This is a genomic window from Acinetobacter sp. IK31 (assembly GCF_035615195.1).
GTDB lineage: Bacteria > Pseudomonadota > Gammaproteobacteria > Pseudomonadales > Moraxellaceae > Acinetobacter > Acinetobacter calcoaceticus_C.
On sequence record NZ_JANBOB010000002.1, the window covers coordinates 95044 to 120443 of the forward strand.

At 40.9% G+C, this 25400-nt stretch carries 28 protein-coding genes and 1 pseudogene; 18 read left to right on the forward strand and 11 right to left on the reverse strand.

Translation table 11 applies throughout. From position 1 onward, the window contains the following. Positions 1–3: 3 nt before the first annotated feature. Both MSG66_RS01280 and MSG66_RS01285 read left to right on the forward strand, forming a co-directional pair. A complete protein-coding gene (locus MSG66_RS01280) occupies positions 4–864 on the forward strand; it encodes a transporter substrate-binding domain-containing protein (RefSeq protein ID WP_324651673.1) in 861 nt (286 codons plus the stop codon). 83 nt (positions 865–947) lie between these two features. Next, entirely contained in the window at positions 948–1814 is an 867-nt protein-coding gene (locus tag MSG66_RS01285; RefSeq protein ID WP_086398872.1) for a cysteine ABC transporter substrate-binding protein, read from the forward strand. A 49-nt stretch (positions 1815–1863) separates the two neighbouring features. On the opposite strand, the pseudogene MSG66_RS01290 reads toward MSG66_RS01285, so the two are convergent. Then, positions 1864–1970 (reverse strand): annotated as a pseudogene (locus MSG66_RS01290) (hypothetical protein). Positions 1971–2043: 73 nt separating this feature from the next. Next, the gene (locus MSG66_RS01295) at positions 2044–2979 is read right to left on the reverse strand and encodes a LysR family transcriptional regulator (protein ID WP_324651677.1); all 936 of its coding nucleotides are present in this window, start codon (positions 2977–2979) and stop codon (positions 2044–2046) included. Between the two features lie 90 nt (positions 2980–3069). Here MSG66_RS01295 and MSG66_RS01300 point away from each other — a divergent pair, with 90 nt between their 5' ends. Continuing rightward, positions 3070–3711, forward strand: coding sequence for an alanyl-tRNA editing protein (locus MSG66_RS01300; RefSeq protein ID WP_324651679.1), 642 nt, complete (start codon positions 3070–3072; stop codon positions 3709–3711). Then, complete coding sequence (locus tag MSG66_RS01305) at positions 3712–4350, forward strand: LysE family translocator (protein ID WP_324651681.1); 639 nt, start codon at positions 3712–3714, stop codon at positions 4348–4350. A gap of 608 nt (positions 4351–4958) precedes the next feature. On the opposite strand, the gene MSG66_RS01310 is transcribed toward MSG66_RS01305, so the two are convergent. The 4 genes from MSG66_RS01310 to MSG66_RS01325 form a co-directional block, all read right to left on the reverse strand. Continuing rightward, a complete protein-coding gene (locus MSG66_RS01310; RefSeq protein WP_324651683.1) occupies positions 4959–6920 on the reverse strand; it encodes a family 2A encapsulin nanocompartment cargo protein cysteine desulfurase in 1962 nt (653 codons plus the stop codon). Beyond that, positions 6895–7827: a family 2A encapsulin nanocompartment shell protein gene (locus tag MSG66_RS01315; protein WP_042896665.1), complete on the reverse strand. Its 933-nt coding sequence runs from the start codon at positions 7825–7827 to the stop codon at positions 6895–6897. The genes MSG66_RS01310 and MSG66_RS01315 overlap by 26 nt, the downstream gene beginning before the upstream one ends. A 251-nt stretch (positions 7828–8078) precedes the next feature. Beyond that, positions 8079–9020 (reverse strand): serine O-acetyltransferase EpsC, encoded by a 942-nt coding sequence (gene epsC, locus MSG66_RS01320; protein WP_324651685.1) that lies wholly within the window; start codon positions 9018–9020, stop codon positions 8079–8081. An 18-nt stretch (positions 9021–9038) separates the two neighbouring features. Further along, positions 9039–9548 (reverse strand): rhodanese-like domain-containing protein, encoded by a 510-nt coding sequence (locus MSG66_RS01325; RefSeq protein ID WP_133974083.1) that lies wholly within the window; start codon positions 9546–9548, stop codon positions 9039–9041. A gap of 360 nt (positions 9549–9908) precedes the next feature. Between MSG66_RS01325 and MSG66_RS01330 the strand changes: the two genes are divergently transcribed. After that, positions 9909–10727 (forward strand): AraC family transcriptional regulator, encoded by an 819-nt coding sequence (locus MSG66_RS01330; RefSeq protein ID WP_324651688.1) that lies wholly within the window; start codon positions 9909–9911, stop codon positions 10725–10727. A gap of 48 nt (positions 10728–10775) precedes the next feature. Here the strand turns inward: MSG66_RS01330 and MSG66_RS01335 are convergent, their stop codons facing one another. Beyond that, positions 10776–11378: a LysE family translocator gene (locus MSG66_RS01335; RefSeq protein WP_324651690.1), complete on the reverse strand. Its 603-nt coding sequence runs from the start codon at positions 11376–11378 to the stop codon at positions 10776–10778. A 155-nt stretch (positions 11379–11533) separates the two neighbouring features. Between MSG66_RS01335 and MSG66_RS01340 the strand changes: the two genes are divergently transcribed. Beyond that, entirely contained in the window at positions 11534–11941 is a 408-nt protein-coding gene (locus tag MSG66_RS01340; RefSeq protein WP_191000259.1) for a DUF2000 domain-containing protein, read from the forward strand. Positions 11942–12018: 77 nt separating this feature from the next. Here MSG66_RS01340 and yghU read toward each other — a convergent pair whose 3' ends face one another. The 3 genes from yghU to MSG66_RS01355 all read right to left on the reverse strand — a co-directional run bounded on the left by yghU (position 12019) and on the right by MSG66_RS01355 (position 14552). Further along, positions 12019–12867: a glutathione-dependent disulfide-bond oxidoreductase gene (yghU, locus tag MSG66_RS01345; RefSeq protein ID WP_324651694.1), complete on the reverse strand. Its 849-nt coding sequence runs from the start codon at positions 12865–12867 to the stop codon at positions 12019–12021. Between the two features lie 33 nt (positions 12868–12900). Beyond that, the gene (yfcF, locus tag MSG66_RS01350; protein WP_262471660.1) at positions 12901–13527 is read right to left on the reverse strand and encodes a glutathione transferase; all 627 of its coding nucleotides are present in this window, start codon (positions 13525–13527) and stop codon (positions 12901–12903) included. 119 nt (positions 13528–13646) lie between these two features. Continuing rightward, positions 13647–14552, reverse strand: coding sequence for a LysR family transcriptional regulator (locus MSG66_RS01355; RefSeq protein WP_324651696.1), 906 nt, complete (start codon positions 14550–14552; stop codon positions 13647–13649). Positions 14553–14662: 110 nt separating this feature from the next. Here MSG66_RS01355 and MSG66_RS01360 point away from each other — a divergent pair, with 110 nt between their 5' ends. Beyond that, positions 14663–15094 (forward strand): CidA/LrgA family protein, encoded by a 432-nt coding sequence (locus tag MSG66_RS01360; RefSeq protein ID WP_324651698.1) that lies wholly within the window; start codon positions 14663–14665, stop codon positions 15092–15094. A 12-nt stretch (positions 15095–15106) separates the two neighbouring features. Next, positions 15107–15796, forward strand: a complete 690-nt coding sequence (locus MSG66_RS01365) for an LrgB family protein (protein WP_324651700.1) — start codon at positions 15107–15109, stop codon at positions 15794–15796. Positions 15797–15834: 38 nt separating this feature from the next. Here the strand turns inward: MSG66_RS01365 and MSG66_RS01370 are convergent, their stop codons facing one another. Continuing rightward, positions 15835–17304: a PLP-dependent aminotransferase family protein gene (locus MSG66_RS01370; protein ID WP_324651702.1), complete on the reverse strand. Its 1470-nt coding sequence runs from the start codon at positions 17302–17304 to the stop codon at positions 15835–15837. A gap of 112 nt (positions 17305–17416) precedes the next feature. Here MSG66_RS01370 and MSG66_RS01375 point away from each other — a divergent pair, with 112 nt between their 5' ends. From MSG66_RS01375 to madL, 10 genes are all read left to right on the forward strand, one after another. Then, positions 17417–18052 carry an FMN-binding negative transcriptional regulator gene (locus MSG66_RS01375; protein ID WP_324651704.1) on the forward strand — a complete coding sequence of 212 codons (636 nt, stop codon included), beginning with the start codon at positions 17417–17419 and terminating at the stop codon, positions 18050–18052. Positions 18053–18089: 37 nt separating this feature from the next. Continuing rightward, a complete protein-coding gene (locus MSG66_RS01380) occupies positions 18090–18683 on the forward strand; it encodes a GNAT family N-acetyltransferase (protein WP_324651706.1) in 594 nt (197 codons plus the stop codon). Positions 18684–18846: 163 nt separating this feature from the next. Then, positions 18847–20526: a malonate decarboxylase subunit alpha gene (gene mdcA, locus MSG66_RS01385; protein ID WP_324651708.1), complete on the forward strand. Its 1680-nt coding sequence runs from the start codon at positions 18847–18849 to the stop codon at positions 20524–20526. Beyond that, positions 20526–21410, forward strand: a complete 885-nt coding sequence (locus tag MSG66_RS01390) for a triphosphoribosyl-dephospho-CoA synthase (protein ID WP_324651710.1) — start codon at positions 20526–20528, stop codon at positions 21408–21410. Before mdcA ends, MSG66_RS01390 begins: the two co-directional genes overlap by 1 nt. 2 nt (positions 21411–21412) lie before the next feature. Next, positions 21413–21712: a malonate decarboxylase subunit delta gene (locus tag MSG66_RS01395; protein ID WP_324651712.1), complete on the forward strand. Its 300-nt coding sequence runs from the start codon at positions 21413–21415 to the stop codon at positions 21710–21712. Then, positions 21705–22556, forward strand: a complete 852-nt coding sequence (locus MSG66_RS01400) for a biotin-independent malonate decarboxylase subunit beta (RefSeq protein WP_324651714.1) — start codon at positions 21705–21707, stop codon at positions 22554–22556. The genes MSG66_RS01395 and MSG66_RS01400 overlap by 8 nt, the downstream gene beginning before the upstream one ends. Then, complete coding sequence (gene mdcE, locus MSG66_RS01405) at positions 22553–23380, forward strand: biotin-independent malonate decarboxylase subunit gamma (RefSeq protein ID WP_324651716.1); 828 nt, start codon at positions 22553–22555, stop codon at positions 23378–23380. The genes MSG66_RS01400 and mdcE overlap by 4 nt, the downstream gene beginning before the upstream one ends. After that, complete coding sequence (locus tag MSG66_RS01410; protein ID WP_324651718.1) at positions 23371–23979, forward strand: malonate decarboxylase holo-ACP synthase; 609 nt, start codon at positions 23371–23373, stop codon at positions 23977–23979. Before mdcE ends, MSG66_RS01410 begins: the two co-directional genes overlap by 10 nt. A 12-nt stretch (positions 23980–23991) precedes the next feature. Continuing rightward, positions 23992–24918 (forward strand): malonate decarboxylase subunit epsilon, encoded by a 927-nt coding sequence (mdcH, locus tag MSG66_RS01415; RefSeq protein WP_324651720.1) that lies wholly within the window; start codon positions 23992–23994, stop codon positions 24916–24918. A 50-nt stretch (positions 24919–24968) separates the two neighbouring features. Beyond that, a complete protein-coding gene (gene madL, locus MSG66_RS01420; RefSeq protein WP_262471671.1) occupies positions 24969–25370 on the forward strand; it encodes a malonate transporter subunit MadL in 402 nt (133 codons plus the stop codon). Positions 25371–25400 lie beyond the last annotated feature (30 nt).

The following is a 25400-nucleotide window of genomic DNA, read 5'->3' on the forward strand; positions in this document are numbered from 1 at the left end:
TAAATGTTTAAACGTAATTCAATAAAAATATTAAGCAGTATTGCTGTTGCTGGGGTGTTATTAACGGCATGTAGTAAAACACCCTCAACAGAGCAAGCAAGTAATACTCAAGAAGACCAGTCTTTAGAGCAAGTCAAAAAAAATGGAGTTCTGCGAGTTGCTGTTTTTGCTGACGATCCGCCGTTTGGTTATGTAGATAGTGCTGGCAATAATCAGGGCTTTGATGTGGCTTTAGCAAAACGAGTGACTAAAAATCTGCTCGGCGATGAAAAGAAAGTTGAGTTTATTGTGACGGAAGCTTCAAATCGGGTGGAGTTTTTAAAGTCAAATCGTGCCGATGTTGTATTTGCGACATTTACAGTAACGCCTGAACGTAAGGAGGTTGTAGATTTTGCTGAGCCTTATTTAAAAGGTGCTTTCGGGATTGTCTCGCCTAAAGCCAAACCCATTACAGACATTGCTCAATTGGAAGGTAAAACATTAATTGTAAATAAAGGCACCAGTTCTGATACCTATTTTACTAAGCACTATCCGAAAGTGAATTTACTCAAGTTTGAAAGAAACTCGGATGCTTTCAAAGCTTTAACCGACGGTCGTGGTGACGCAATTTCACAAGATAGTACATACGCTTTAGCGTGGGCCGCGAAGAACCCAAGTTATGTAGCTGGTATTCAGTCTATAGGTGATCAAGAGTTTATTGCGCCAGCAGTGAAAAAGGGCAATACCCAATTATTGAATTGGCTCAATACCGAAATTAAGCAGCTGAGAACAAGTGGTGAAATTAACAAAATTTATGATGAAACCTTAAAATCAATTTACGGTGATTCGGTTAATCCTAATGTGTTTTTAGATGTAGGCCAATAATTTCCGATATAGCTAAAGCAGTGCCTAAAAGTAGGCGCTGCTATTTTTAAATAAGACTTTTACAAAAACGATAGGGTGAAATAATGACAACACTAACTTTACAAAATATAAAGCATGTCCTCGCTGCATCTTTGCTGAGTTTAGGTTTGGTTGCATGTGATAAAGGCACGCAATCTAATGAAAAAACAGCTGACAGCACTCAAACTGTGTCGAGTATTGAGCAGATTAAAAAGAATGGTGTCGTGCGTATTGGTGTATTTAGCGATAAACCGCCGTTTGGATATTTAGATGCTCAAGGTAAAAATCAGGGCTTTGATGTAGAGATTGCCAAACATGTTGCGAAAGATTTGTTGGGGGATGAAAACAAGGTTGAGTTCGTTTTAACTGAAGCTGCAAACCGTGTCGAATATTTAAAAGCCAATAAGGTCGATATTATTTTTGCCAACTTTACGGTTACACCAGAACGTAAAGAAGTCGTCGATTTTGCTAAACCTTATTTAAAAGTTGCTTTGGGTGTGGTGTCTCCTAAAACTCATCCAATTACAGATATTGCTCAACTTAAAGATAAAACTTTGTTGGTGAACAAGGGCACGACGGCTGATTCATTCTTCACCAAGACTCATCCTGAAATTAAACTGCAAAAATATGAGCAAAACACTGAAACCTTTGATGCTTTAAAAGACGGCCGTGGTGCTGCTTTGGCACATGACAACTTGTTGGTTTTAGCTTGGGCTAAAGAAAATCCAAATTACACGGTTGGCATCACAAGTTTAGGTGAGCAGGACTTAATCGCACCGGCTGTGAAAAAAGGTGATAAAGAGTTATTGGACTGGTTGAACCAAGATTTAGAAAAATTGGCAAAAGAAGGCGTAATTCATCAGGCTTATGAAAAGACTTTAAAACCAGTCTATGGCGATACGATTAATCCAAAAGATTTATTGGTTGAGTAGTCGTACTTATAGCCCTAATGACTAGGACGCTAGATAGGATTTGCTTGAGCTAGGATTCATCTACAGCCTGCCCATAATTTATAAATAATATTTTTTATAGATGGAAACAGTGGTCAGGCTCTGTAGATGGCAAAGTTTTTTGGTTACTTTTTTCAAAAAAAAACAGAATTAGCTGATTGCTTTAGAGATAGAAAGGTAGGATTCCATCGTGTTAATTCCTTGATCTATATCATTTGAACTTAAATAAAGTCGGCTCTGCTGCCAATTTATCTGCCAAATATTGAATAAAAACACTTAATTTAGGCGGGACATGCCGTGTGGGAGGATAGAGTAGCCAAAGCCCACCACTGTAATAGGTCTTAAAATTCCAGTCGGGTAAAACTTGAACTAAAGTTTGTTGTTGTAACGCATGACGGGCAACAAAGTATGGCAAGCTGGCTACGCCTAAATGCTGTAGGGCTGCGCTTAAACGCACACCTGTATGGTTTGCAGCATAACGGCCACGCACAGCAACACTAATCGACTTATTCCCTTGTTGAAACTTCCATTTTGAATCACTGGTTTGTTCACCCAAATAGATACATTCATGCTGTTTTAAATCATGAGGATGGCTTGGTATGCCATGTTTTTCTAAATATTCAGGAGTAGCACAAATCAAGTGATCGATATCAATGAGTTTTCGCCCCATCAGGCCGCCAGAGGGTTGCTCTGTAATTCGAAGCGCTAAATCGACTTCATCATCAATTAAGTCAACGTAACGGTCTTCTAAAAGCATTTGAATATCAATTTTTGGATAGCGTTCTAAAAACTCAGGTAAATGTGGATGAATCATAAAATGTCCAACGGCTTTTGGAACACTCAGGCGAATGATTCCTTGCGGTTCGACATGAAATTGGCCCGAACTTTCCATCACTGCCTGTGCCGCATTGACCATATCTAAACAACGTTGATAGACCTGTTGACCACTTTCACTCAAACGAAGCTTTCGGGTGGTTCGATAAAGTAAGCGTGTTCCTAAAGCACGTTCTAAGCGAGCAATCGCACGGCTTATCGCAGATGGTGTAGTCCCGAGTTGTCGAGCCGTTTCAGAAAAACTCCCTGACTCGACCACTTTAACAAAAGTCGCCATTTCATTTAAAAGAACTAAACTTTGATTTGTGCTCATGAGGCAAAAGTTATTTGGATTTAGAGTGGATTATCGCGTTTAAGAAATCGCAATACAATCTTTTTCATCTTAACGTATATGTAGAAAAATATGACACAAGCATTGTATTTAACAGGTGCTCTTGCCGCTGAGGTTGAAGTTCTAGCGCGTAATCCTTGTGAAGATGGGCGTTTCGCCGTGCATTTATCGGCAACACCATTTCATCCTCAAGGTGGCGGTCAACCGAGTGATATGGGAAAAATCGCAGAAGTTGATGTAGTACATGTGGCGATTGAACAAGGGGAAATCATTCATTACTGCACACAACCTGTTGAGTTGGGAGTGGCTTTCGCACAAGTGGATGAAGCAGGACGTCGTTATCATAGCCGCTTACATTCAGCGGGACATTTGCTTGGACATGTAATGCATTTATTTGGCTGGCAAGCTGTAAAAGCACAGCACTGGCCACATGATGCACGAGTTCAGTTCATTGCTTTAGACACAGCTCAGCAGTTAGATGCTCAAACGCTTGAACAGCATTGTTTACAATATATTCAGGCTAATTTACCAGCCAATCTTCAGCAACATGCAGATGGTTTTCGTGAAATCGGTTTTGGTGAGTTTTCTGCATTTCCCTGTGGCGGGACTCATGTTGCAGCATTAGGTGAAATTGGCGTTATAGAAATTCAGACTTATCAGATTAAGAAAGGAAAGCTCAGTGTCAGCTATAGCGTTACCAAGGAGGCTGAATAAATGTGGCAGTTGTATGGACATGAGTTTTTAACGCTGGCACTTATTCACTTTATGGCAGTCATTTTACCCGGGCCAGATTTTGTGGTTACGGTAAGACAAAGTGTACGTTGTGGCTACTTAATAGGGTGTATGACCGCGATTGGTATTGGTGTTGGCATTTCTGTTCATGTGTTTTATACCCTTGTTGGCATTGGTTTTTTGATTCAACAAAGCGAATGGCTCATGTCTCTTATCAGAACAGCGGGGGCTGCTTATTTGCTTTATTTAGGATGGCAGTGTTTGCGTAGTCAGCCGAATAGCAATATTGAAATCAATAGCCAAGCAGATACAGATGCGCCGAGTTTATTTAAATCTTTCTCGATGGGCTTTTTAACTAATGCGCTGAACCCGAAAGCCACGATCTTTTTTCTGGCAATTTTTACTACGATTGTGAGTGCAGCAACCCCCATGAAAGTTCAGGTGTTTTATGGCGTTTGGATGTGTATGGTTAATGCGATTTGGTTTATGGTCGTGAGTGTAATGTTTGCTCATCCGATAGTACGTAAACGGTTTTTGGAGTTTGGGGTTTATTTTGAGAGGGTGATGGGGCTGTTGTTAATTGGGATTGCATTGAGATTGATTTGGGGATTATTTGTTTAAGTTGGTTTTATTTGTAAGTGGTTGGGGTAGCACGACGGAGTTCATACCTGCATTTGCTCGTACTGAATTTCATCCACAGCCTGCCCATAGTTTATAAAGATAATGTATTTGCAAAATTTTTGATAAATGAAGGCAGAGAACAGGTTCTGTGGATGAGAAAGTTTCTCTTGCGTGACGTTGTCACTCATTTTTTAAAAAAGTAATAGAATTAGCTACTTTGTTTGGAGGTAAAACGGTAGGACTCCGCCGTGATAACTAGTTTGAATTGTCTAGAGTATTAATGACGCTTAGCTCGAGCTAGAATCATCTGCAACCTGCGTGGTATTAAAAAGTTTATGTTTATGTGATATATCAATCAGATATAAGAGCAGGACAGGTTTTGCAGATTAAAATACTTTTGCTCTTACGAAGCTTTGGACGCTTCTCAGGGCGGAACCAAAGTAAGTCGAGCCGAAGGCTAATCCAGAAATCAAATTTAAAATAATAAGACTCCGCCGTGATAACTACTTTGGCTTATTCTTGTTCTAGACGACGTTTAGCTCAAGAAATTTCAGTAAACCTACCCATAAAAAAGACCACCGGAAAGCAGTCTTTTTTCAAAAATAGATTTAAACAGTACGCTTATTACGTGTTAACTGGTGTAAAACAGAAACTAATAAATCAATTTCTTCAGTTGTATTATAAAAAGCTAAAGACGGGCGCACGGTTTGTTCTACACCAAAACGACGTAAAATTGGCTGTGCACAGTGATGACCTGAACGTACAGCAATACCATGTTGGTTTAAAGCCTTACCAACCTGTTCAGTTGAATAACCTTGTAAGGTAAACGACATGACACTGGCTTTGTGATGCGCAGTTCCTATGAGACGTAAACCAGACACACTGCTGAGTGCATTTTGACCATATTCAAGCAAATCATGTTCATAGCGCGCAATGTTATGAATACCTAAACTTTCTACATATTCAAGTGCTGCCCCTAAACCGACTGCATCAGCAATGTTTCCAGTTCCAGCTTCAAACTTGTTTGGTGCAGGTTGGTAAACTACCTGTTCAAAGGTGACGTCCTGAATCATGTTGCCGCCACCTTCCCAAACTGGCATGGTTTCTAACAGTTCTGGTTTCGCATAGACTGCACCAATACCTGTTGGACCAAACACTTTATGCCCAGAGAACACAAAAAAGTCTGCATCAAGGGCCTGAACATCAGTGGGTATATGCGAAACAGATTGAGCGCCGTCCACTAAAACCCGTACACCTTTGGCATGGGCAATTTTAATGACTTCAGCAACAGGGGTAACTGTTCCCAAAGCATTAGACACTTGAGTAATAGACAGCAGTTTAGTGCGTTCATTAATCAGTTTTGGCAGCTCTTCTAAAATAATTTGACCCGTGTCATCAACAGGAATGACTCGTAATTTTGCTCCAGTTTTTTTAGTGAGTTGATACCAAGGCACAATATTGGCATGGTGTTCTAAGTGAGAAACAATAATTTCATCACCTTCACCAATATTTTGTTCACCCCATGTTTTTGCAATCAGGTTAATGCCTTCAGTGGTTCCTCGAACAAAGATAATTTCTTTGGAAGAGGGTGCACCAATAAAACGGGCAACTACATTTCGTGCATGTTCATAGGCGTCGGTTGCACGAGCAGCCAACTCATGTGCAGCACGGTGAATGTTCGAGTTTTCATGCTGATAAAAATAAGCAATTCGATCAATCACACGCTGCGGTTTTTGTGTAGTTGCAGCATTGTCAAACCAGACCAGTGGGCGACCATTGACGCGTTCCTGCAAAATTGGGAAATCACGACGAATGGCATGCACATCTAAGGGCTGAGCACTACTTGCTACAAAGGTAGGTTGAGATGGTTGATAGTGACTATAACTTTGCCCGCTTTGTGGTAAGTCTAAAAAGTAAAATCCAGAGCTTGGTGGGGTTTTTGCTGGTGTGTCAGCTGCAAAACGATCTTCAATGAGTAAAGACTTTAGCTGGTTGCCATGCGGCAACTGAAAAGACTGCGCAATTGAATAGTTATCTTCAACACCAGTAACAGAAGGTTCTGCTGCATTTGGAACAGAAAAATCATTTAAAAAATAATAAGGTGATTCACCAGCACCCGTCGGTAAGTTTGGTTCAATACGTGGCACATTCGGCTCACTATGAACAGCTTGTGGCAAATGTGGCTCAAATGGAGGACGAGGTAAATTTGCACCACCAACCACAGGTGCAGAAGCGACAATCCGACGTTCAGGATAGTCTGGCAAATTTGGAATATGCTCAGGATATTCTGGATTAAGACTTTTCTGAAAGGCGATGTTAGGTGCGCGACCACTGAGTGCCGAAAATGGTTCACCCGGTTGTGGGGGATGTGGTGGTGTACCTACAGGTAAGTCCAGATTGAGTCCCGATGAAGAAGCCGAACTGCCTGAACTTGGCAATGCTGAAAAAAACTCATTGGCAAGACGGGCAATGGTAGATTCATCGGGGAAGTTGGATGGTGGGTGAGCACCAGCCAATTCCGACCCTGTTGGACTACCTTGCAGATTACTTGTAGTTAACTGGGTAGTCATGATATTTGTCCACCTCCACATCATCTAATACTGCTAAAGCATCATCAGTCAATACTGCAAGCGAGCAATATAACGAGATCAGATAAGATGCAATCGCGTTACGGTTAATGCCCATAAAACGTACTGAAAGACCCGGCGATTGTTCACCTGCAAGCCCCGGTTGGAATAAGCCGACAATACCTTGACGTTTTTCACCGACACGAAGCAGTAAGATTTTAGTTTTGCCATCTTCTACCGGAATTTTATTAGATGGAATGAGGGGAATCCCGCGCCATGTAATAAATTGCGAACCGAATAAACTCACTGTTGGAGGCGGTACGCCACGACGCGTACACTCTCGACCAAATGCTGCAATTGCATCTGGATGTGCTAGGAAAAATCCTGGTTCTTTCCAGACTTTACGTAATAAATCATCTAAATCATCTGGGGTCGGTGGGCCATTTAAAGTCGAGATACGTTGGTCATCGGTCACACTCGCCAGTAAACCATATTCAGGGTTATTGATGAGTTCACTTTCTTGACGTTCTTTAATGGTTTCGATGGTTAAACGTAGCTGTTCTTTAATCTGATCGTGCGGGCTGCTGTAAAGGTCAGCAACACGTGTATGTACATCCAGAACAGTCGATACACCATTTAAAAAGTATTCGCGTGGTTCAGGATCATAATCAACAAAAGTTTGAGGTAAAGTCGCTTCATCACGTTGTGTGCAAGCCACCTGAATGTCATCAGTATTATTCACACGGTTTAGACGATAAATACCTGCTTCAACAGGAAGCCATTGAAGTAAGTGAGTTAGCCATCTGGGAGTAATTGTAGAAAGTTGAGGAGCTGTCTTGGTTGCATTGGCCAGTTGGCGAGCTGCATGGTCCCCAAGAGCAAGTTGGACTTTGTCTGTATTTTTCGCCATGAATCATTTTTCCTTATTACAGTGGCTTGGTGAAATCAAAAAATTAAAAACTCTAGTGTTGCTATAAACTAGAATTAGTTCTGGTTTTAAAAATAAAAAAGGTTTTATAAACTTTGAATAGATAGCTTATTAATTAAAAATCTATATTTAAAATAAAAATATATTTAAATGAGAAATAAGCATTAAATTAATTTTAGTTAGCTCTTACTATTTATTTTTCTCCTTATCTATTTATTTCACATCTATAGTTTTTAACCGGCAATATGATTTTTTTGATAAGACTCATTTGGTGACTGTAAAATCTGGCTACCTGCAGCAATGCTATGTGTCAGCCAGACATTTCCCCCAATAATGGACCCTCGACCAATCGTAATACGGCCTAAAATAGTGGCACCTGCATAGATCACAACGTCATCTTCAACAATTGGATGGCGTGTATAATCTTTTTTCAAAGCACCATCATCATTGGTTTCAAAGCGTTTTGCCCCAAGTGTTACAGCTTGATAAATACGGACACGCTCCCCAATCACACTAGTTTCCCCAATTACTACACCAGTACCATGATCGATAAAAAAGCCCTTTCCAATTTGCGCACCCGGGTGGATATCAATTCCCGTTGCAGAGTGTGCTAACTCAGAAATAATGCGAGACAATAGTGGCACTTGGGCATAGAGCTGATGTGCAATTCGGTGATGAATAATCGCAAATATGCCCGGATAGCAGAGTAATACCTCGTCTACGCTATGTGCCGCCGGATCACCTTCGTAGGCTGCACGTACATCGCCATCTAAAAGTCGTCGTATGGAAGGCAAAGTATTGGCAAAATCTTGAACAATATTTTGAGCAAGCTCTTGTGGCTGTTGGGTTGCACTTAAATGACCCAAATGACGCTTTGCCTCATAATTTAAAGCCAGTTGTACTTGAGCATGTAATGCAGTCAGTACCCGATTTAAGGTATAGGCAATATAAGAGTCTTCAGTTTCTTGGCGTAAGTCAGCAGGACCTAAACGCATTGGAAATAAAATGCCGCAGAGATCATCTAAAATGGCTTTCAAAGCTTCTTTAGATGGAAGTTCACGGCCACCGAATTCTTTGATTCTGTGCTGTTGCTGACGCCAGTCATGCCTTGCTTGTTGTAAACCCTGTACAACAGCATTAATGTTCCATTGAGTCACAAGCTTTCCTTGATTCACTGAAAATTTATTGAGGTTTTAGTCTTGTTGCCAAGGGAGTTGATGAATACGCCAGCCATTTTTTTGATTACGCTGCTGCTGATCATCTAGGTCACCTTCAAAGCCTTCAAGAACGTTATAAATGTGCTCAAAACCGGCATTAAATGCGGCTTCGGCTGCTAGTGCTGAACGGTTGCCACTACGACATAACAAAAGAATGGTTTTATCTTTTCCAACTTTCGATTCGAGTTCTTTTAAAAAGCGTGGATTACGATTGAAAGAGGTGCCTGTTGCCCATGCAACATGAATACTTTCAGGAATATATCCTACAAATTTGCGTTCTTCATTGGTGCGTACATCAACTAAAACAGCTTGACCATTTTGAACGAGCTGCCATGCGTCGTTGGGTGATAAACTTCCGCTAAAATTAAGTTCATGCGCTTGTGCATATTGCTGTGCTTTAGAAAGAATATCTTTAGTTGAAAAGGATGTATTTGAACCATCTGAGATAAAGCTTTGAGGGGCTTCTGTATTTAATTTAGCATTCATTGAAAATATCCTTATCTTTGATTCAGATTGTTATTGTTCAATTTACGCCGTTTTAAATATAAGCAAAAATAAGGATTATCTATTTATATATAATTTTTTAATCAATAAGTCATATTTATTTTTATTGGATATTATTAATTAATCTTATTAAGTATTATGAAAATGAGATAAGGGTAAAAGATAATAATGGAGCGGTTAGTTAATATCATGTCGATAAAATAGGAGCTGATATTAAAAATAAGAAAAATATTATTGACCTATATGTCTTGTGACTTAACCGAATGTGTTGCAGATGAGCCAATTTGGCAATATAACTTGTATACTCAATTTTGCTTAAAAGTATAAAATTTTGGTGAATATGTGATTGAACTGCCCAATACAAATGATTGGATTGTCAGGAACACTGATTCTAATAGTCTGGAACGAATCGAAGCATTTTTTACAGATCATGCTTACGAATCGCATCGCCATGATACATTTGCAATTGGTCGAACATTAACCGGTGTTCAAAGTTTTCATTATCGGGGAGAGATGAAACATAGTTTGCCGGGAATGACCATGGTTTTACATCCTGATGAGAAACATGATGGAGAAGCAGGTTCACAAGATGGTTTTAGATATCGGATGGTGTACGTAGAACCTGCCACACTACAAGAAATTATGAAGGGCAAACCTTTACCATTTTTTGAAAATGGCTTGAGTCAGGACCCTCGCTTATTTAAGGCAACAGATGTTTTATTGCAAGGAATAGACCAACATATCGATGTTTTGGAAAACCAAGATGCTTTATATGATTTAGCAACTGCACTTTATGAAATTTCTGATAAAAAACAGAGAACTTCTCACTCGTATGATTATGTTGCAGCGGAGCGCGCTAGAGAATTTATACATGCTTCTTTATTTGAGAATATTTCTTTAGATGATATTGAAAAAAATGTTGGACGAGACCGTTGGAGTCTTTCACGCGACTTTCGACTGCTATTTGGTACAAGTCCACATCGATATATGACCATGCGTAGGCTGGAAGTAGTAAAGTCTTGTCTGAGATATGGCGAATCATTAACTCAAGCTTCATTAATTGCCGGATTTTTTGATCAAAGCCACATGACACGTCATTTTCTAAAAACTTTTGGGTTGACCCCAGCCAGATGGCGAATGATTAATAAGTTATCTTCTTAGATAAATTCTTTAAAAGTCAGCCTGCTTTAGGCCGACTTAGTCTGGGTCTTAAATGAGGTTTATACCTTTAAAAAAATCATAAAGCATAAATATGCCAGAAATGATTAGCATGATTCCCATGGCTTTATTCAAGCGATTAAACCAAATTTTGTTTTTAATTTTTTTGCCTAACATTGCACCTGCCCAAGAGTAAAGACAGGGCGCACCTGCTGCACCAATCGAAATGAGCAATGATACTAAGAAGATTTGAATACCAGTGATGTGTGCTGTTGGGTACATGATCGTGGTTACTGGCAAAATTACTAAGATACCCTTTGGATTTAAAGTTTGTATCCAAAAGCCATTCCAGAAAGAAAGCGTCTGAATTTCAGTGGTTTCATCCTTAATATCGATATCTGCCTTTAACATCTGAAACGCAAGGTAAAATGTATAACATGCGCCGAGCAAGGCAATATAGTGCAGGGCTTTTTGTGGAATGATAGCCGCACCAGCGTATCCAAAAATCATGAATAACATCAGCATTGCACAGCCGACACCCATAAAAAAATAAATCGTTTTTTTGAACTGTCCTGTAAGTCCCGCATTCAAACCCATGAAATTTACTGGGCCGGGGCTATACATCACACTCAAGGTATAAAGAAAGATTTCCATAACGCATCTACTGAATCAAAAACAACTCAGCATACTGACTCGTAAATTTAGGGTCTTGTACGTTTGTGATTGCGCTTGCACAAACGTACAAGACGAGAAAAATCTGGATTAGGCATGATGAGGGACTTGAGATAACTGATTCTGGATAGAGCTGTATGTTTGACACAAAAATTGCGTTGATTGTCCGTAATGATCTTGCGACTTGGCAAAGATTAAATGTGGTGGCTTTTTTGGCAACAGGGATTGCCTCGGCTGTACCTGAAATGTTGGGTAAACCTTATATTGATGCAAATGGTTATGAATATGGCAATATGCTCGGGCAGCCAATGTTGGTATTTGAAGGTGATTTATCCGGACTACAAAAAGCGCATCGTAAAGGAATTGAGCAAGATCTAACGATTATTCCATATGTACATGCCATGTTTTCTACAGGAAATGATGAGGATAATCGAGCGGCTTTTTTGGCCGACGATGCAAATCAATTAAATTTGGTCGGGGTAGCATTAAGAGGACCTAAAAAAGCTGTTGATAAGGCAATTAAAGGACTTTCTTTACATCAATAGATTAAATAATTTTTAGTATTGAAGATTAATAAAACCCACTATTTGAGCAAAAGTGGGTTTTATTTTAAAAATAACGATTAAACTTTATCTTGCGTTTTGGTCTCGAAATCACTGGCATCATGACGTTCATGTAACTGTGTTTCTAAATCGCCAAAAGTACGATTAACCATCCGTCCACGCTGAACAGCAGGGCGAGCCAGAATTGCATCTGCCCAACGTTTTACGTGTTTATATTCATCAACACCCAAAAACTCCGCGCCGTTATAGACCCAGTTTTTAACAAGTCCACCATACCAAGGGAAAGCAGCAATGTCGGCGATGGTATATTCAGAACCTGCCAAATATTCATGCTTTGCTAGATGCTGATCTAACACATCAAGTAAGCGTTTTGTTTCCAGAGCAAAGCGGTTAACCGCATATTCAATTTTAACGGGCGCATAGGCATAAAAATGTCCAAAACCACCCCCTAAATATGGCGCGCTACCCATTTGCCAAAATAACCAATTAAGACATTCAGTCCGTGCAGCAATATCAGTCGGAATGAAAGCTTTAAATTTTTCAGCTAAGTAAAGCAAAATTGAACCTGACTCAAACACTCTTATTGGAGGGTTTTGGCTATGGTCAACCAATGCTGGAATTTTAGAGTTTGGATTAATTTCTACAAAACCACTGCCAAACTGTTGGCCTTCACCAATCTTAATGAGCCAAGCATCGTATTCAGCATCTTGATGTCCTAATGCTAAAAGCTCTTCAAGTAAAATAGTGACTTTTTGACCATTAGGTGTTGCCAAAGAATAGAGTTGAAGCGGATGTTTTCCGACGGGCAGAGTATGTTCGTAGCGAGGGCCTGAAGTTGGCTGGTTTAAATCGGTTTTTTCTCCAGTCCATTGCCAAACTTGTGGAGGAATATAATTTGAATCACTCATTTTTTATCTCATGTTTGGTTGAAATATAGGGGGTTAGTTATGTCGCAAAGCAAGCCATTTTTGAACGCTCGGGCGTTGCCACTGTTGTAATGCATAATTTTTTAGTCGTTCTGGTACAGCATCACCATTTTGAATAAGACGTTGCAACATCAGCGCAAGTTCAGCATCCGCAATACTCCATGAACCAAAAAGAAATTCGGCATGAGGTGCTAGAAGTTTTTCTGCAACAAAGAAAAGTTTCTCGGCTGCCTTTTGACCTTCTTCTGAAAGTGCTGCTGAGGTAGGCTGAATAAAAATAACATCAGTTGGACGTTCAGTTCTTAAAGCAACCAAATCTGATCTGAGCCATGCTTGAATTTGTCGAGCTCTTGCACGTGCCTGAATATCTGTTGGATAAATTGGTGTGGCTGGATATAACTCTTCAAGATATTCCAAAATGGCAGATGATTCTGATAAAGCAAAATCATTATGTTCAAGCACAGGCACTTTGGCTGTTAATGATTTTTCTATATAGGATTTTTCAAATTGGCCTTGTTGTGCCAAGTTGATGGTTGCTATTTCAAATGGAATTTCTTTTTCATGTAGTCCTACAAAAACTGTAAAAGCATAGGGACTTAGAAATTGTGAATCTGTGTACAGCTTAAAAAGTTCATTATTCATTGTTATTGTCCATGTCATAAAACAGAGTGAATTAGTCTAAGTGAGCTTATCAGAGATTGGGTAAGTTTTTTGTGGCAAAGCTTTATCGGTTTTGAATCATACTATTTCAGTGTTTGAGGTCACGGTTTAATGTGCTGAAAATGTTTATGAACAATGCTGAGCCAAGCTTGTACTGCTGGTGAGATAGGAAGATTCTTCTTCCATGCCATAGCTAAATGCCATTGAATGTTTGGTTTTTCGAGGGGAACTGCGGCAAATAGAGTGGGGTCGAGCATATCGGTATAGTATTGGGGCAAGAGAGCAATTCCCATACGTTGCAAAACCATATCTGCCAATAAATTCCATTGACTCGTTCGGCAGGCAATGGTCGGATAGAAACTGTGCTGTTTACAGGCATCGAGAATAATACTATTTAGAGAGAAGTTTTCTGGAAACATTAAAAACGATTGGTGTTGTAATTCTTCTAGATTTAATTTTTTACGTGAAGCCCAAATTGCATCGCGCCGTAAAAGTACCATTAATGGGTAATTACATAACTCAATGCTATTGAAAATTTGTTCATCAAAGGGCTGCAACAATACACCCACATCAAGCTCATTATCTAACAGCGCCTGTTCAATAGCTCTTGACCCCACCTCTAAAAAAGAAAGTTCTATGTCAGGCCATTGCTGATGGAAATCAAATAGGGCTGTCGTTAAGAGTTGAGAACCTAAAGGCGGAACGCCAAGTTTTAAAGTACCTGTTTTGAGTTGTTGATAGTTTTCAATTTCAAGAAATATGTTCTGTTCTGCCTGAAGAAGTTCAATCGCATGTTGATAAATACGTTCTCCAATTGCAGTTAACTCAATTTGCCTTTTTCTGCCATGATCGGGCTTGATCAGTAATGCAACCTGAAGTTGTTCTTCAAGCTGCTGTAAAATTTTAGTAATAGTGGGCTGGGTTAGGCATAACTCTTCAGCGGTACGGGTAAAACTTTTCGTTTTTACTAGGGTAACAAAGCATTGTAACGATTTTAGAGAAAGCATAATAAAGAATAGATTATTCGATTTTGGAATAATTTTAACATGAATGATTCATATTTAGTAGGTTCAATCGAGATAGCATAATCATGTAACTAACCATTTACTTTCGCAAAATGAGTACTGAATCTGTTTCTGGAACACCCACACAATCCTCACTTTTAGAGTTAATTAAGCAAATTTTGATTTTGGCTGTTTTTTGGTGGGTTGGTTTTATTTTTCACCATAAGTTGGGCGTTCCCATTTCCGCAGGTATTTTGGGAATGTTTTTCTTGCTTCTGTGTCTATTTCTGAAAATTATCAAAATAGAACAGGTCGCAACTGACGCCACTGTAGTATTGGGCGAATTACTTCTATTTTTTATTCCTGTTGTGGTTGCAGTTGTGCAATACAAAACCTTGTTTATGACGGAAGGCTGGCAAATTGTATTGAGCATTGCAATAGGGACTATTTCAGTCATGTTGAGTACATGTTTAACCATTCACTATTACAACCGTTTGAAGGCTTATTTACAGGCTCGAAAACGTCTTCAACATAAGCATATCTAAGAGCACGACGACATGAATATCTGGTCAATTCTTTGTCTTATCTGGACGTTGGCAGCCTATGTTGTGGCAAAACGAATCTATCAAAAACATCCTAAATTATGGCTTTCTCCAGCGATTAGTGTGCCTGTCATTACCATTGTTTTGATGACGATTTTTGGAATTTCTTACCAAACTTATGCAGAAGATACCCAGTGGATTGTTAATTTATTAGGACCTGCAACAGTTGCATTTGCTGTTCCGATTTATCGTTATCGCGAGACAATCCGTAAAAACTTAGGGGTATTATCCATTGCAATTGTAGTGGGAATGAGTGTTGGCGTAATGTCTGCCTATGAAATGGCACAGTGGTTTCATTTTAGTCCTGAAGTGACCAACAGTTTAATGGCTCGTTCGATTTCAACGCCTTTTGCCATGATTTTAGCCGAAGATATTCATGGTTCAGCCGCATTGGTTTCATTATTTACCGTTATTACCGGTTTGGTCGGAATGATTTGTGGCGATGCGATTTTAGCGATTACTAAAATCCGTTCCAATGTGGCAAATGGAGCTGCCTTTGGGAACGCAGCCCACGGTTTTGGTACAGTTAGAGCTCAGCAGCGCAATAGTGAAGAAGGTGTGATCGCTAGTTTAACCATGGTGATTGCTGGCATTTTGATGGTGTTAGTTGGTCCATTCGCAATTCATTTATGGTTATTACTCTAAGGTTCAAATTGAAAGGTTGATGCTTAACGGCAGGACAGCTAACTGTACTGTTGAATAATGTCAGCCAGTTTTTTTATAGCTTGCTCCATAAGCACAAGGTCAAAATCTCCGAGACCAATGACCAGACCCGAACGCTGCCGTTCTTTTGAAAATGTGGGTGAAACTGCTTTAATCGCAATGCCGGCATTTAATGCTGAGGTGGCGACCTCAACATCCTTAATATGTTCAGCAAGCCACAACACCATATGCATGCCTTGATCACCCGGTTGTAACCATGCAAGTTGTTTCGGCATATGCTTTTCTATCATTTCAATAAGTTGTAGACGGTTTTCCGCATAAACATTGCGGATACGTCGAATATGACGCTCTAAATATCCTTCTTGAATAAATGCTGCTAAAACGTGCTGATCTGCGGTTGGTGAATGGCGGTCTATTAAAACTTTCAGTCCACAAAACGGAGCTACAAGTTGTTTTGGAAGAACTGCATAGCCGAGCCTTAGAGACGGAAATAATACTTTACTAAATGTGCCCAGATAGATGACTTGATCGGGTGCCATACCTTGTAATGATGGAAAAGGTTGGCCGTTATAGCGAAGCTCGCTGTCATAGTCGTCTTCAATGACCCATGCATTTTGCTGTTTGGCCCAATCTAATAAAGCAGTACGTCTTGCCAGACTCATTGGCATGCCAAGTGGATATTGATGGGAAGGGGTTACAAAGGCAGCGCGTGCTTGTTTTGCAATTTTGATACCAGCTTTTACGTCAATCCCTTCTTCATCCACAGGAACACGAACCATTTCAATATTTTGTACAGTATGTTCAAGAATGGCAGTTGTGCCACGATATGCCGGATCTTCTACCCAGACCTGATCGTGAGTTTCAAATAAAATCTGGCTACAAATATAAAGTGCTTGTTGAATGCCTGTTGTAATCACGATTTGTTCAGGTTCACAGTGGACAGAACGTGACCGACGAACATAATCTGCTATGGCAACTCTCAATGAAAATATACCTTGAGGTTCATCATAACCTGCAGGAGAACCAGCACCACGTGCGCGAAAACGATTGCCAAATTTTCTCCACACATCATTAGGCTGAGTGCGTCCTACAGGAACGGACACAGCAAACGGCCGATGTGGTAGAGGTTTGAACTCTTTAACGACGTTGGCGTAGGAAAGAGCTGATGCAGTAAGTGACATAGCGCTTTGAGCTAAGGATTTATTTTGAGTCGATTTTGTTAATGCATGTGAAACATAAGTACCCGCGCGCGTGCGAGATTCAAAAACGCCTTCTGCTAAAAGCTGATCATAGGCTTCAATGACTGTACCACGCGCAACATTTAGTGTCTGAGCCAGTTCACGAGAAGAAGGCAAAGGGTCACCTGGCTGTAAATCACCATTTTGTACAGCTTCACGCAGGCCTTGAGTAAGCTGAGCACTGATTTGCCCTTGGGTTTTATCAATCTTTGCAATTAATGGAAGGTCAACAGCTTTGGCTATTCTTGCCATAATTCTGGTCTACTTAAAAAAATATAAAGTGGTACTTTTTAATAATCCACATAAACCAGAGAATTTACAACAGAAATTATCAAAACCTCATCATTTATTAAGGATTTTTACGATGTATGTTCCTGCTGAGTTTGTAGAACCTCAACGAGATGTATTACATGATCTTATCTTGAAAAACCCTTTTGGTATTCTTTTTAGCCATGGCTGTAATGGTCTGGATGCAAATCATCTTCCGTTTGAGTTACAGCCTAACGAAGGGGAGTTAGGTGTATTACATGCTCATGTTTCTCGGAATAATCCAGTTTGGCAGGACCTTCAAAATGGAGATGAAATCCTTGTCGTATTTCAAGCTGAAAATGCTTATATTTCTCCAAACTGGTATCCATCCAAACACGAACATCACAAACAAGTACCAACGTGGAACTACAGAGTAGTGCATGCTTATGGCAAAGTGACGATTCGAGATGATGAACGTTATGTTCGTGGCGTGGTGGCTCGTTTAACCCGTACACATGAAGCATCTCAACCCGAACCTTGGAAAATGTCAGATGCGCCAAAAGATTATCTTGAACCCATGTTAAAAGCGATTGTTGGTCTTGAAATTGAAATAAAACAACTGCAAGGTAAATCAAAGCTAAGCCAAAACAAAGATTATAAAGATGTTTTAGGTGCGGCTCATGGTCTGGCAGAGACAGGGCATCAAGAAATGGCTGATGCAATGTTTGGTGTTGCCGAGACGAAAAGATAAAGAATATTTATATTTAGCGCTTATTTTGGAGATAAACATGCCGTGGATTAAACCTGTTGAGTTAATGGGCGAACATGTCATTTTAAAACCACTAGATTTAACGCATGTTGACTCATTGATTGAGGCAGTCCGTGATGGGGAGTTGTGGAATCTTTGGTATACCCGTATTCCTTCACCACAAGAAATGGCGGATGAGGTTGAAAGACGACTTTCCTTGCAAACAGAAGGAAGCATGCTGCCTTTTTATATCGAAGACCGTAAAACAGGTCGTGCTTTGGGAATGACCAGTCTTATGCATATTGAACAGGCTCATCGACGTGTAGAGATTGGTTCGACTTGGTATCGTAAATCTGCACATCGCACACCAGTAAATACTGAATGTAAAAAATTATTGCTATCTCATGCATTTGAGTCTTTAAACTGCATTGCGGTTGAGTTACGTACTTCTTCTTTAAATGTCCAAAGCCAAGCTGCAATTGCACGTTTAGGTGCAAAGTTGGATGGGGTACTTAGAAGCCATCAAATTGTGAAAGATGATATTTTGCGGGACACCCATGTTTATAGCATTTTGAAACATGAGTGGCCCGCGGTTCGTCAAAACCTAGAATGGTTACTGAGCAAGCCACGTTAGACATAAGTCTTAAGTTAAAAGTCCGAAAACTCTTTCAGCAATAGCTGTTCTTTATTTCAACCATTAACTTCAGGTTAATAACGGCTCAGGTAGGTTGATTGATCAAAGTTCCATAAAGCGGTTTTATAGGTCCAGAACAAAACTGGGATCTATAGGTAAGCACATGGAAGGATCAGTTCAGAATAAAGAACGGTTATGGACAAAGCGGCGTCACGCTAAACAGCTAAAACTGGAGATGGCAAGCCAATATACCGATGGTATTGTCATTCCAACTCAAGACATTATTCAAGTCTTAGAAACCCTGATTACACCAGGGGACAAAGTTGTACTCGAAGGGAATAATCAAAAACAAGCAGATTTCTTATCTCGCTCTTTGGCTCAAACCAATCCGGATGTTTTACATGATTTACATATGATCATGCCGAGCGTTGGACGTTCAGAACATCTGGATCTGTTTGAAAAAGGCATTGCACGTAAGCTCGATTTTTCATTTGCTGGTCCGCAAAGTTTGCGTATTAGCCAGTTGATTGAAGATGGATTATTAGAAATTGGTGCTATCCATACCTATATCGAGTTGTATTCACGTTTAGTGGTCGACCTTATTCCAAATGTGGTGCTTTCGGCCGGTTTTATGGCAGACCGCCAAGGTAATATCTACACAGGCCCAAGTACCGAAGATTCTCCTGCACTCATTGAACCAGCAGCATTTAGTGACGGCATTGTGATTGTGCAAGTCAATGAACTGGTCGACGACGTAACGGATTTGCCACGTGTCGATATTCCTGCTTCTTGGGTTGATTATGTGGTTGTGGCAGACCAGCCTTTTTATATTGAACCGTTATTTACTCGCGACCCGAAACATATCAAACCTGTTCATGTGCTTATGGCCATGATGGCAATTCGCGGAATTTATGAAAAGCATAATGTGCAGTCGTTAAACCATGGGATTGGTTTTAACACTGCGGCTATTGAGTTGATTTTACCGACCTATGGTGAGTCTTTAGGTTTAAAAGGAAAAATCTGCCGAAACTGGACTCTTAATCCGCATCCAACCTTAATTCCAGCTATTGAGACAGGTTGGGTGGAAAGTGTGCATTGCTTTGGTACAGAGCTCGGTATGGAAAAATATGTTGCCGCTCGTCCAGATGTTTTCTTTACAGGTCGTGATGGGGCGCTACGTTCCAACCGTATGATGTGTCAGCTTGCAGGTCAGTACGCGGTTGATTTATTTATTGGTGCCACTTTACAAGTTGATGGTATGGGGCATTCTTCAACTGTAACCAAAGGCCGTTTAGCTGGTTTTGGTGGCGCACCGAACATGGGGCATGATCCGCGTGGTCGTCGTCATGCTACACCTGCATGGTTAGATATGCGTTTGCAAGGTGCCAATGAAACAGAAACCTATTTGGCTCGTGGTAAAAAATTAGTTGTGCAAATGGTGGAAACCTTTCAAGAAGGTGGTAAGCCGACTTTTGTGGATCGTCTTGATGCGATTGATGTTGCTAAAACAGCAGGTCTGCCTTTAGCACCGATTATGATTTATGGCGATGATGTCACCCATCTACTGACCGAAGAAGGCATTGCTTATTTATATAAAGCAAGTAGCCAAGAAGAGCGTCAAGCCATGATTGCTGCGGTGGCAGGAGTGACCAGTATTGGTTTAAGCCAAGACCCTAAAACCACAGCACGTTTAAGACGTGAAGGTTTAGTGGTGTTCCCAGAAGATTTAGGCATTCGCCGTACCGATGCAACACGTGAGCTTTTAGCTGCAAAAAATATTGCCGACTTGGTGACATGGTCAGATGGTTTATATCAACCACCTGCAAAATTCAGGAGTTGGTAATGATGGCTCAAGTTAAATATCAAACACTCAGCCATAGTCAGTTTTTGGCAGACATGGCGGTCGAGGCTTTAATTGATGAAGTTAATCTGACACCAAAGCCCGCCTTGGTTGACCGTCGTGGTAGTGGCGCACATGATGATCTGACTTTGGAATTAATGGAACGCTCTGCAAAAAGTTTAGGCCCGATGTTTGAAGCGATGGCCCAAGCAGCAATGCGTCACGGAAAAATATGTCAGGCCTTGCGTGAAGACATTGGAGAAATTGGACGCCAAGGTGAAAAGGTCATGATGTTGGCAACAGCTGGGGTCAATACACACCGAGGTGCAATTTGGGCCTTGGGTTTAATGGTCACGGCAGCAGCACTTGCATGCACGAATCAACAATATTTATCAGCCGTTGAGCTATGTCAGTTAGCAGGCCAGATTGCTCAGTTAGATGACCGTTTTATTCCCAAGCTAGCTTTGAGTCATGGTCAGCAGGTACAAAAAAAGTTAGGTATTCACGGCGCTAAAGAGCAGGCACAACAAGGCTTCCCAACCATTGTGAATTTTGGTTTAAAACAGCTTCATCAAAGCCGCCGTAAACCCATGAAAGAAGAGTTCGCTCGTCTAGATGCTTTGCTTGCAATGATGACTGACTTGACCGATACCTGCGTGCTTTATCGTTCTGGAACAAATGGTTTAAAGCGTATGCAACAAGGTGCTCAGCAAGTACTCGATTTAGGTGGCAGCTCAAGCTTGGAAGGTCGACGTGCTTTGCATTTTTTAGAGATTGATCTACTTAGGATGAAAGCTTCCGCGGGCGGAGCAGCCGATTTGTTGGCAGTCACCTTGTTCATAGATCGTGTTGAGCAGTCATCTTCAAAAAATAAAGAGGGATTTTGATTATGGAAACACTTTATTTTGAATTTGTGGCGACAGAGCCACCGATAAAAAAAGCACTGGTAGGGTGTGTTGGCTCGGGTGATCTAGAAATTTTGATGGAACCCGGCGACACAGGAAAAACCACTATTCAGGTGGTGACTTCGGTAGATGGTAGTGGGGCACGTTGGAAAAACCTTTTTGAACGGATTTTTACCGCGCAAATACCACCAGCCGTCAATATTGATATTCATGACTTTGGCGCAACTCCCGGTGTCGTTCGCTTACGTCTGGAACAAGCTTTGGAGGAGGTCGCTCATGATTGATATCCAGAGCTTGTTAAATAAACAAGATTTTATTGAACTCAGTGCAAGAGAACGTGCCAAGGCATTGTTGGATGAAGGGACATTTAGAGAGTTACTTGATCCATTTGCACGTGTCATGTCGCCTTGGTTGGTTAAGCAAAATATTGTGCCGCAAGCAGATGATGGCGTGGTGATTGCAAAAGGAACTATTCAAGAGCGACCAGTGGTTTTAATTTCAATTGAGGGTTTATTTCAGGGTGGAAGCTTAGGCGAAGTTGGGGGTGCCAAAATTGCCGGTGCCTTAGAGCTTGCGGTTGAAGACAATCTTAAAGGCATTCCAACAGCTGCGATTTTACTGTTAGAAACAGGTGGGGTTCGCTTGCAAGAAGCAAATCTAGGCTTGGCTGCTATTGCTGAAATTCAGGCTGCAATTGTGAACCTACGTCAATATCAACCTGTTATTGCTGTGGTGGCCGGTAGTGTAGGGTGTTTTGGTGGAATGTCGATTGCGGCTGCGTTATGTAGCTACACTGTAATGACACAAGAAGGACGTTTAGGACTAAATGGCCCGCAAGTGATTGAACAAGAAGCTGGCGTACAAGAATATAACGCTAAAGATCGTCCGTTTATTTGGAGCGTAACTGGCGGAAACCAACGTTTTGCTAGTGGTCTGGCAGATAGTTATGTTGATGATGATCGCCAGAAAATTCGTCAACAAGTCATCGATTATTTAGAACAAGGCGTACCTGATCAGCATCGTAGTTCAAATTACTCATTTTATTTAGCACAGCTACAACAAGTCGATACTGCCGAGCAAATCACTCCTGCACAGGTTCAGGCTTTGTATCAAGGAGAGCAAGCATGAATATCGCCGTTGATACATTAAAAGCCTCCACGCGAGGTGCACATTGGTTTAAAGCAATTACGCAGGGCTTTAAGACAGTTGAAGGTTTTCCAGCTTCTGTTTGGGTGGCAGATGGACAGATTGATCAGCAAGCAGTACGTGTAATTGCCGTTGTTCAAGACAGCAATAATCTATTCCCGCGAGCGAGACAAGGTGAAGTTGGATTACTAGAAGGCTGGAGCTTGGCGAAAGCAGTTGATGAGGTGATTCAAGCCGATGCACATGCTGAAACTAAACGTGGCATTTTATGTCTGGTTGATGTCCCAAGTCAGGCTTATGGTCGCCGTGAAGAATTATTAGGTATTCATCAAGCGTTAGCTGGTGCGGTAGACAGCTATGCCAGAGCCAGATTGGCAGGTCATCCTATTGTTAGTTTATTGGTGGGTAAGTCAATGTCTGGCGCTTTTCTGGCTCATGGTTACCAAGCCAATCGTATTATTGCGTTAAAAGATTCAGGTGTTATGGTTCATGCAATGGGTAAAGAATCTGCTGCACGTGTTACCCAACGGTCGGTTGATGAGTTAGAACAATTAGCTGCAAGCATTCCTCCAATGGCTTATGACATCGAAAGTTATGCAACGCTTGGATTGTTATCTGAACTATTATCTGTTGAAAACCCTGAACAGCCAACAAACGATGATCTTTCATTAGCGAAGCAAGCAATTGCTCAAGCATTTAAAGAAATTAATGCTGAGCAATCTACAGGACTGGAACAAAGACTCCACGGTCAAAACCGTCAGATGTCTAAAAAAGTTCGTGAATTATTGCGCGAGCAATGGTCATGAAACTTGTTCTCGAAGCCCATGATTTGTTGTGGGGCATGTCGGTCGATTGCTTGGCTGAAGATGCACCGCTATGGGTGAAAGAGGTATTACAGCGAGGTGATCCTGTTGTGGTTCGGCGGGCAATTACCTCGGCAGATCAGGTTGCTGTGGGTATAAGAGGACAATTACGTCATCAACGATATGCAGCGCAAATGCCACGATCTGCTATTACCAGACAACTTAAACCAGAAGCATTGACTCACGTGAATACACAGCAGTTTGAGCATTTGGCAGAACGTTTGCAGACCATTTCTAGCATTATGAAAAAATTTTCAGAGTGTTGGGGTTATACAGGAAGTTTTGGGTTTGAGCTGGCAACTGGTATTCAAACAGTCACTCAGCAAAGTGACATAGATTTGTTGATTCGAGCTGAGCAGCCTTTTGCCAAAAAGCAGGCGATTGAGCTACTCGAAACTTTTCAGCAAGCGGGGCTAAATGTAGATATACAGCTACAACTTCCACAGGGTGGTTTGGCTTTAAAAGAGTGGGCTAGGAATAGCGGAAAAGTTCTATTAAAACGTGCTGAAGGTGCTGTTTTAGTAGAAAACCCATGGAATTAGGGAATAGATATCATGGCTTCGATTTGGGTATATCCGGGACAAGGCGTGCAAAGGAGCAATATGTTGCACGACCTGCCACAAACTGCTCTGGTAAATGAATATTTTGAGCGTGCGTCAGATGTACTCAAAGAAGATGTTTTGATGCTAGACAGTTCGGTTGCATTGCAATCGACGCGAGCCGTACAGCTTTGTTTACTCATTTCAGGCGTGGTGAGTTCAGCCATATTAACTGCTGAAAACTTAAAACCAGATTATGTAGCGGGCCTATCGATTGGCGCATGGTCGGCTGCGGTTGTAGCAGGAGTTTTAACCTATGAAGATGCTATTCGTTTAGTTGCTTATCGAGGTGAACTCATGCAAAACGCATATCCAGCAGGTTATGGTATGACCGCGTTAATTGGTGCAGACCTTGCAGCTGTCGAAACATGGGTGAAACAAATTTATGAAATAACGCCACAGGTTTTTGTCGCAAATATTAATGCACATAACCAGATTGTTATTTCAGGAAGTCATGATGCCATGCAACAAGTTGCTATTTTGGCAAAACAGCAAGGCGTGATAGCAAAGAGACTGGATGTATCCGTGCCATCGCATTGTGAACTACTAGATCGACAAGCCGAGCAACTTGCAGCGTCTATGGAGGGAGTCACTTTAAAGCAGCCTAAAATTCGTTATTTAAGTGGTACAACGGCTCGTACACTGAGTAAATCAGAACAAATTGGTGATGACTTGGCTTTTAACATGAGTCGAACAGTAGATTGGGAAAGCACCCTCCAAGCTGCATGGGAGCGTGGTGTAAGACTACAGATAGAAGCTTTGCCGGGGACGGTACTCACTGCACTCGCACGTCGGATATTTAAAGAAGGAACTGTGTTGTCATTTCAAGGAACACGTTTAGACAGCATTCAGATTGTAATGCAAAATAGTGGTTCTTTATAGCAATATGGATTAAAAGTTTAGTAATAACCCAAGGATATGAGGGATTTACAATGATTATATATGGAACAGCAATATTAGCGATCTGTCATTTATTAGGTGATTATTTTGGCAATACTTTAGGCATGCTATTAGGCGTAAAAGCCAATGTAGGAGGCGTTGCTATTTCAATGATTCTTTTAATTTTATCTAAAGAATTATTGACACGAAAAGGCTATTTGCCACAAGTCACTCAATTTGGCGTTTTATATTGGTCAGGAATGTATATTCCGATCGTGGTGGCAATGTCGGCAGGACAAAATGTTGTTGCTGCACTATCTGGAGGAATGTTAGGACTGATCGTTTCTATTGCATCGTTAATTGGCACGGTTTTAGTCATCCGTTATTTAAATAGAATTAGTGGCGACTATGAAACCTATGAATGGACGATAGAAGCTAAGGAAAAAATAGCCTAAGCAAACATAAACTACAAAAAAGTTCAATCA

Coding starts and splice junctions, on each gene's coding strand:
- MSG66_RS01280 (WP_324651673.1), top strand. CDS start 4: ATGTTTAAACGTAATTCAATAAAAATATTAAGCAGTATTGCTGTTGCT.
- MSG66_RS01285 (WP_086398872.1), top strand. CDS start 948: ATGACAACACTAACTTTACAAAATATAAAGCATGTCCTCGCTGCATCT.
- MSG66_RS01295 (WP_324651677.1), bottom strand. CDS start 2,979: ATGAGCACAAATCAAAGTTTAGTTCTTTTAAATGAAATGGCGACTTTT.
- MSG66_RS01300 (WP_324651679.1), top strand. CDS start 3,070: ATGACACAAGCATTGTATTTAACAGGTGCTCTTGCCGCTGAGGTTGAA.
- MSG66_RS01305 (WP_324651681.1), top strand. CDS start 3,712: ATGTGGCAGTTGTATGGACATGAGTTTTTAACGCTGGCACTTATTCAC.
- MSG66_RS01310 (WP_324651683.1), bottom strand. CDS start 6,920: ATGACTACCCAGTTAACTACAAGTAATCTGCAAGGTAGTCCAACAGGG.
- MSG66_RS01315 (WP_042896665.1), bottom strand. CDS start 7,827: ATGGCGAAAAATACAGACAAAGTCCAACTTGCTCTTGGGGACCATGCA.
- MSG66_RS01325 (WP_133974083.1), bottom strand. CDS start 9,548: ATGAATGCTAAATTAAATACAGAAGCCCCTCAAAGCTTTATCTCAGAT.
- MSG66_RS01335 (WP_324651690.1), bottom strand. CDS start 11,378: ATGGAAATCTTTCTTTATACCTTGAGTGTGATGTATAGCCCCGGCCCA.
- MSG66_RS01340 (WP_191000259.1), top strand. CDS start 11,534: ATGTTTGACACAAAAATTGCGTTGATTGTCCGTAATGATCTTGCGACT.
- yghU (WP_324651694.1), bottom strand. CDS start 12,867: ATGAGTGATTCAAATTATATTCCTCCACAAGTTTGGCAATGGACTGGA.
- yfcF (WP_262471660.1), bottom strand. CDS start 13,527: ATGAATAATGAACTTTTTAAGCTGTACACAGATTCACAATTTCTAAGT.
- MSG66_RS01355 (WP_324651696.1), bottom strand. CDS start 14,552: ATGCTTTCTCTAAAATCGTTACAATGCTTTGTTACCCTAGTAAAAACG.
- MSG66_RS01360 (WP_324651698.1), top strand. CDS start 14,663: ATGAGTACTGAATCTGTTTCTGGAACACCCACACAATCCTCACTTTTA.
- MSG66_RS01365 (WP_324651700.1), top strand. CDS start 15,107: ATGAATATCTGGTCAATTCTTTGTCTTATCTGGACGTTGGCAGCCTAT.
- MSG66_RS01370 (WP_324651702.1), bottom strand. CDS start 17,304: ATGGCAAGAATAGCCAAAGCTGTTGACCTTCCATTAATTGCAAAGATT.
- MSG66_RS01375 (WP_324651704.1), top strand. CDS start 17,417: ATGTATGTTCCTGCTGAGTTTGTAGAACCTCAACGAGATGTATTACAT.
- MSG66_RS01380 (WP_324651706.1), top strand. CDS start 18,090: ATGCCGTGGATTAAACCTGTTGAGTTAATGGGCGAACATGTCATTTTA.
- mdcA (WP_324651708.1), top strand. CDS start 18,847: ATGGAAGGATCAGTTCAGAATAAAGAACGGTTATGGACAAAGCGGCGT.
- MSG66_RS01390 (WP_324651710.1), top strand. CDS start 20,526: ATGATGGCTCAAGTTAAATATCAAACACTCAGCCATAGTCAGTTTTTG.
- MSG66_RS01395 (WP_324651712.1), top strand. CDS start 21,413: ATGGAAACACTTTATTTTGAATTTGTGGCGACAGAGCCACCGATAAAA.
- MSG66_RS01400 (WP_324651714.1), top strand. CDS start 21,705: ATGATTGATATCCAGAGCTTGTTAAATAAACAAGATTTTATTGAACTC.
- mdcE (WP_324651716.1), top strand. CDS start 22,553: ATGAATATCGCCGTTGATACATTAAAAGCCTCCACGCGAGGTGCACAT.
- MSG66_RS01410 (WP_324651718.1), top strand. CDS start 23,371: ATGGTCATGAAACTTGTTCTCGAAGCCCATGATTTGTTGTGGGGCATG.
- mdcH (WP_324651720.1), top strand. CDS start 23,992: ATGGCTTCGATTTGGGTATATCCGGGACAAGGCGTGCAAAGGAGCAAT.
- madL (WP_262471671.1), top strand. CDS start 24,969: ATGATTATATATGGAACAGCAATATTAGCGATCTGTCATTTATTAGGT.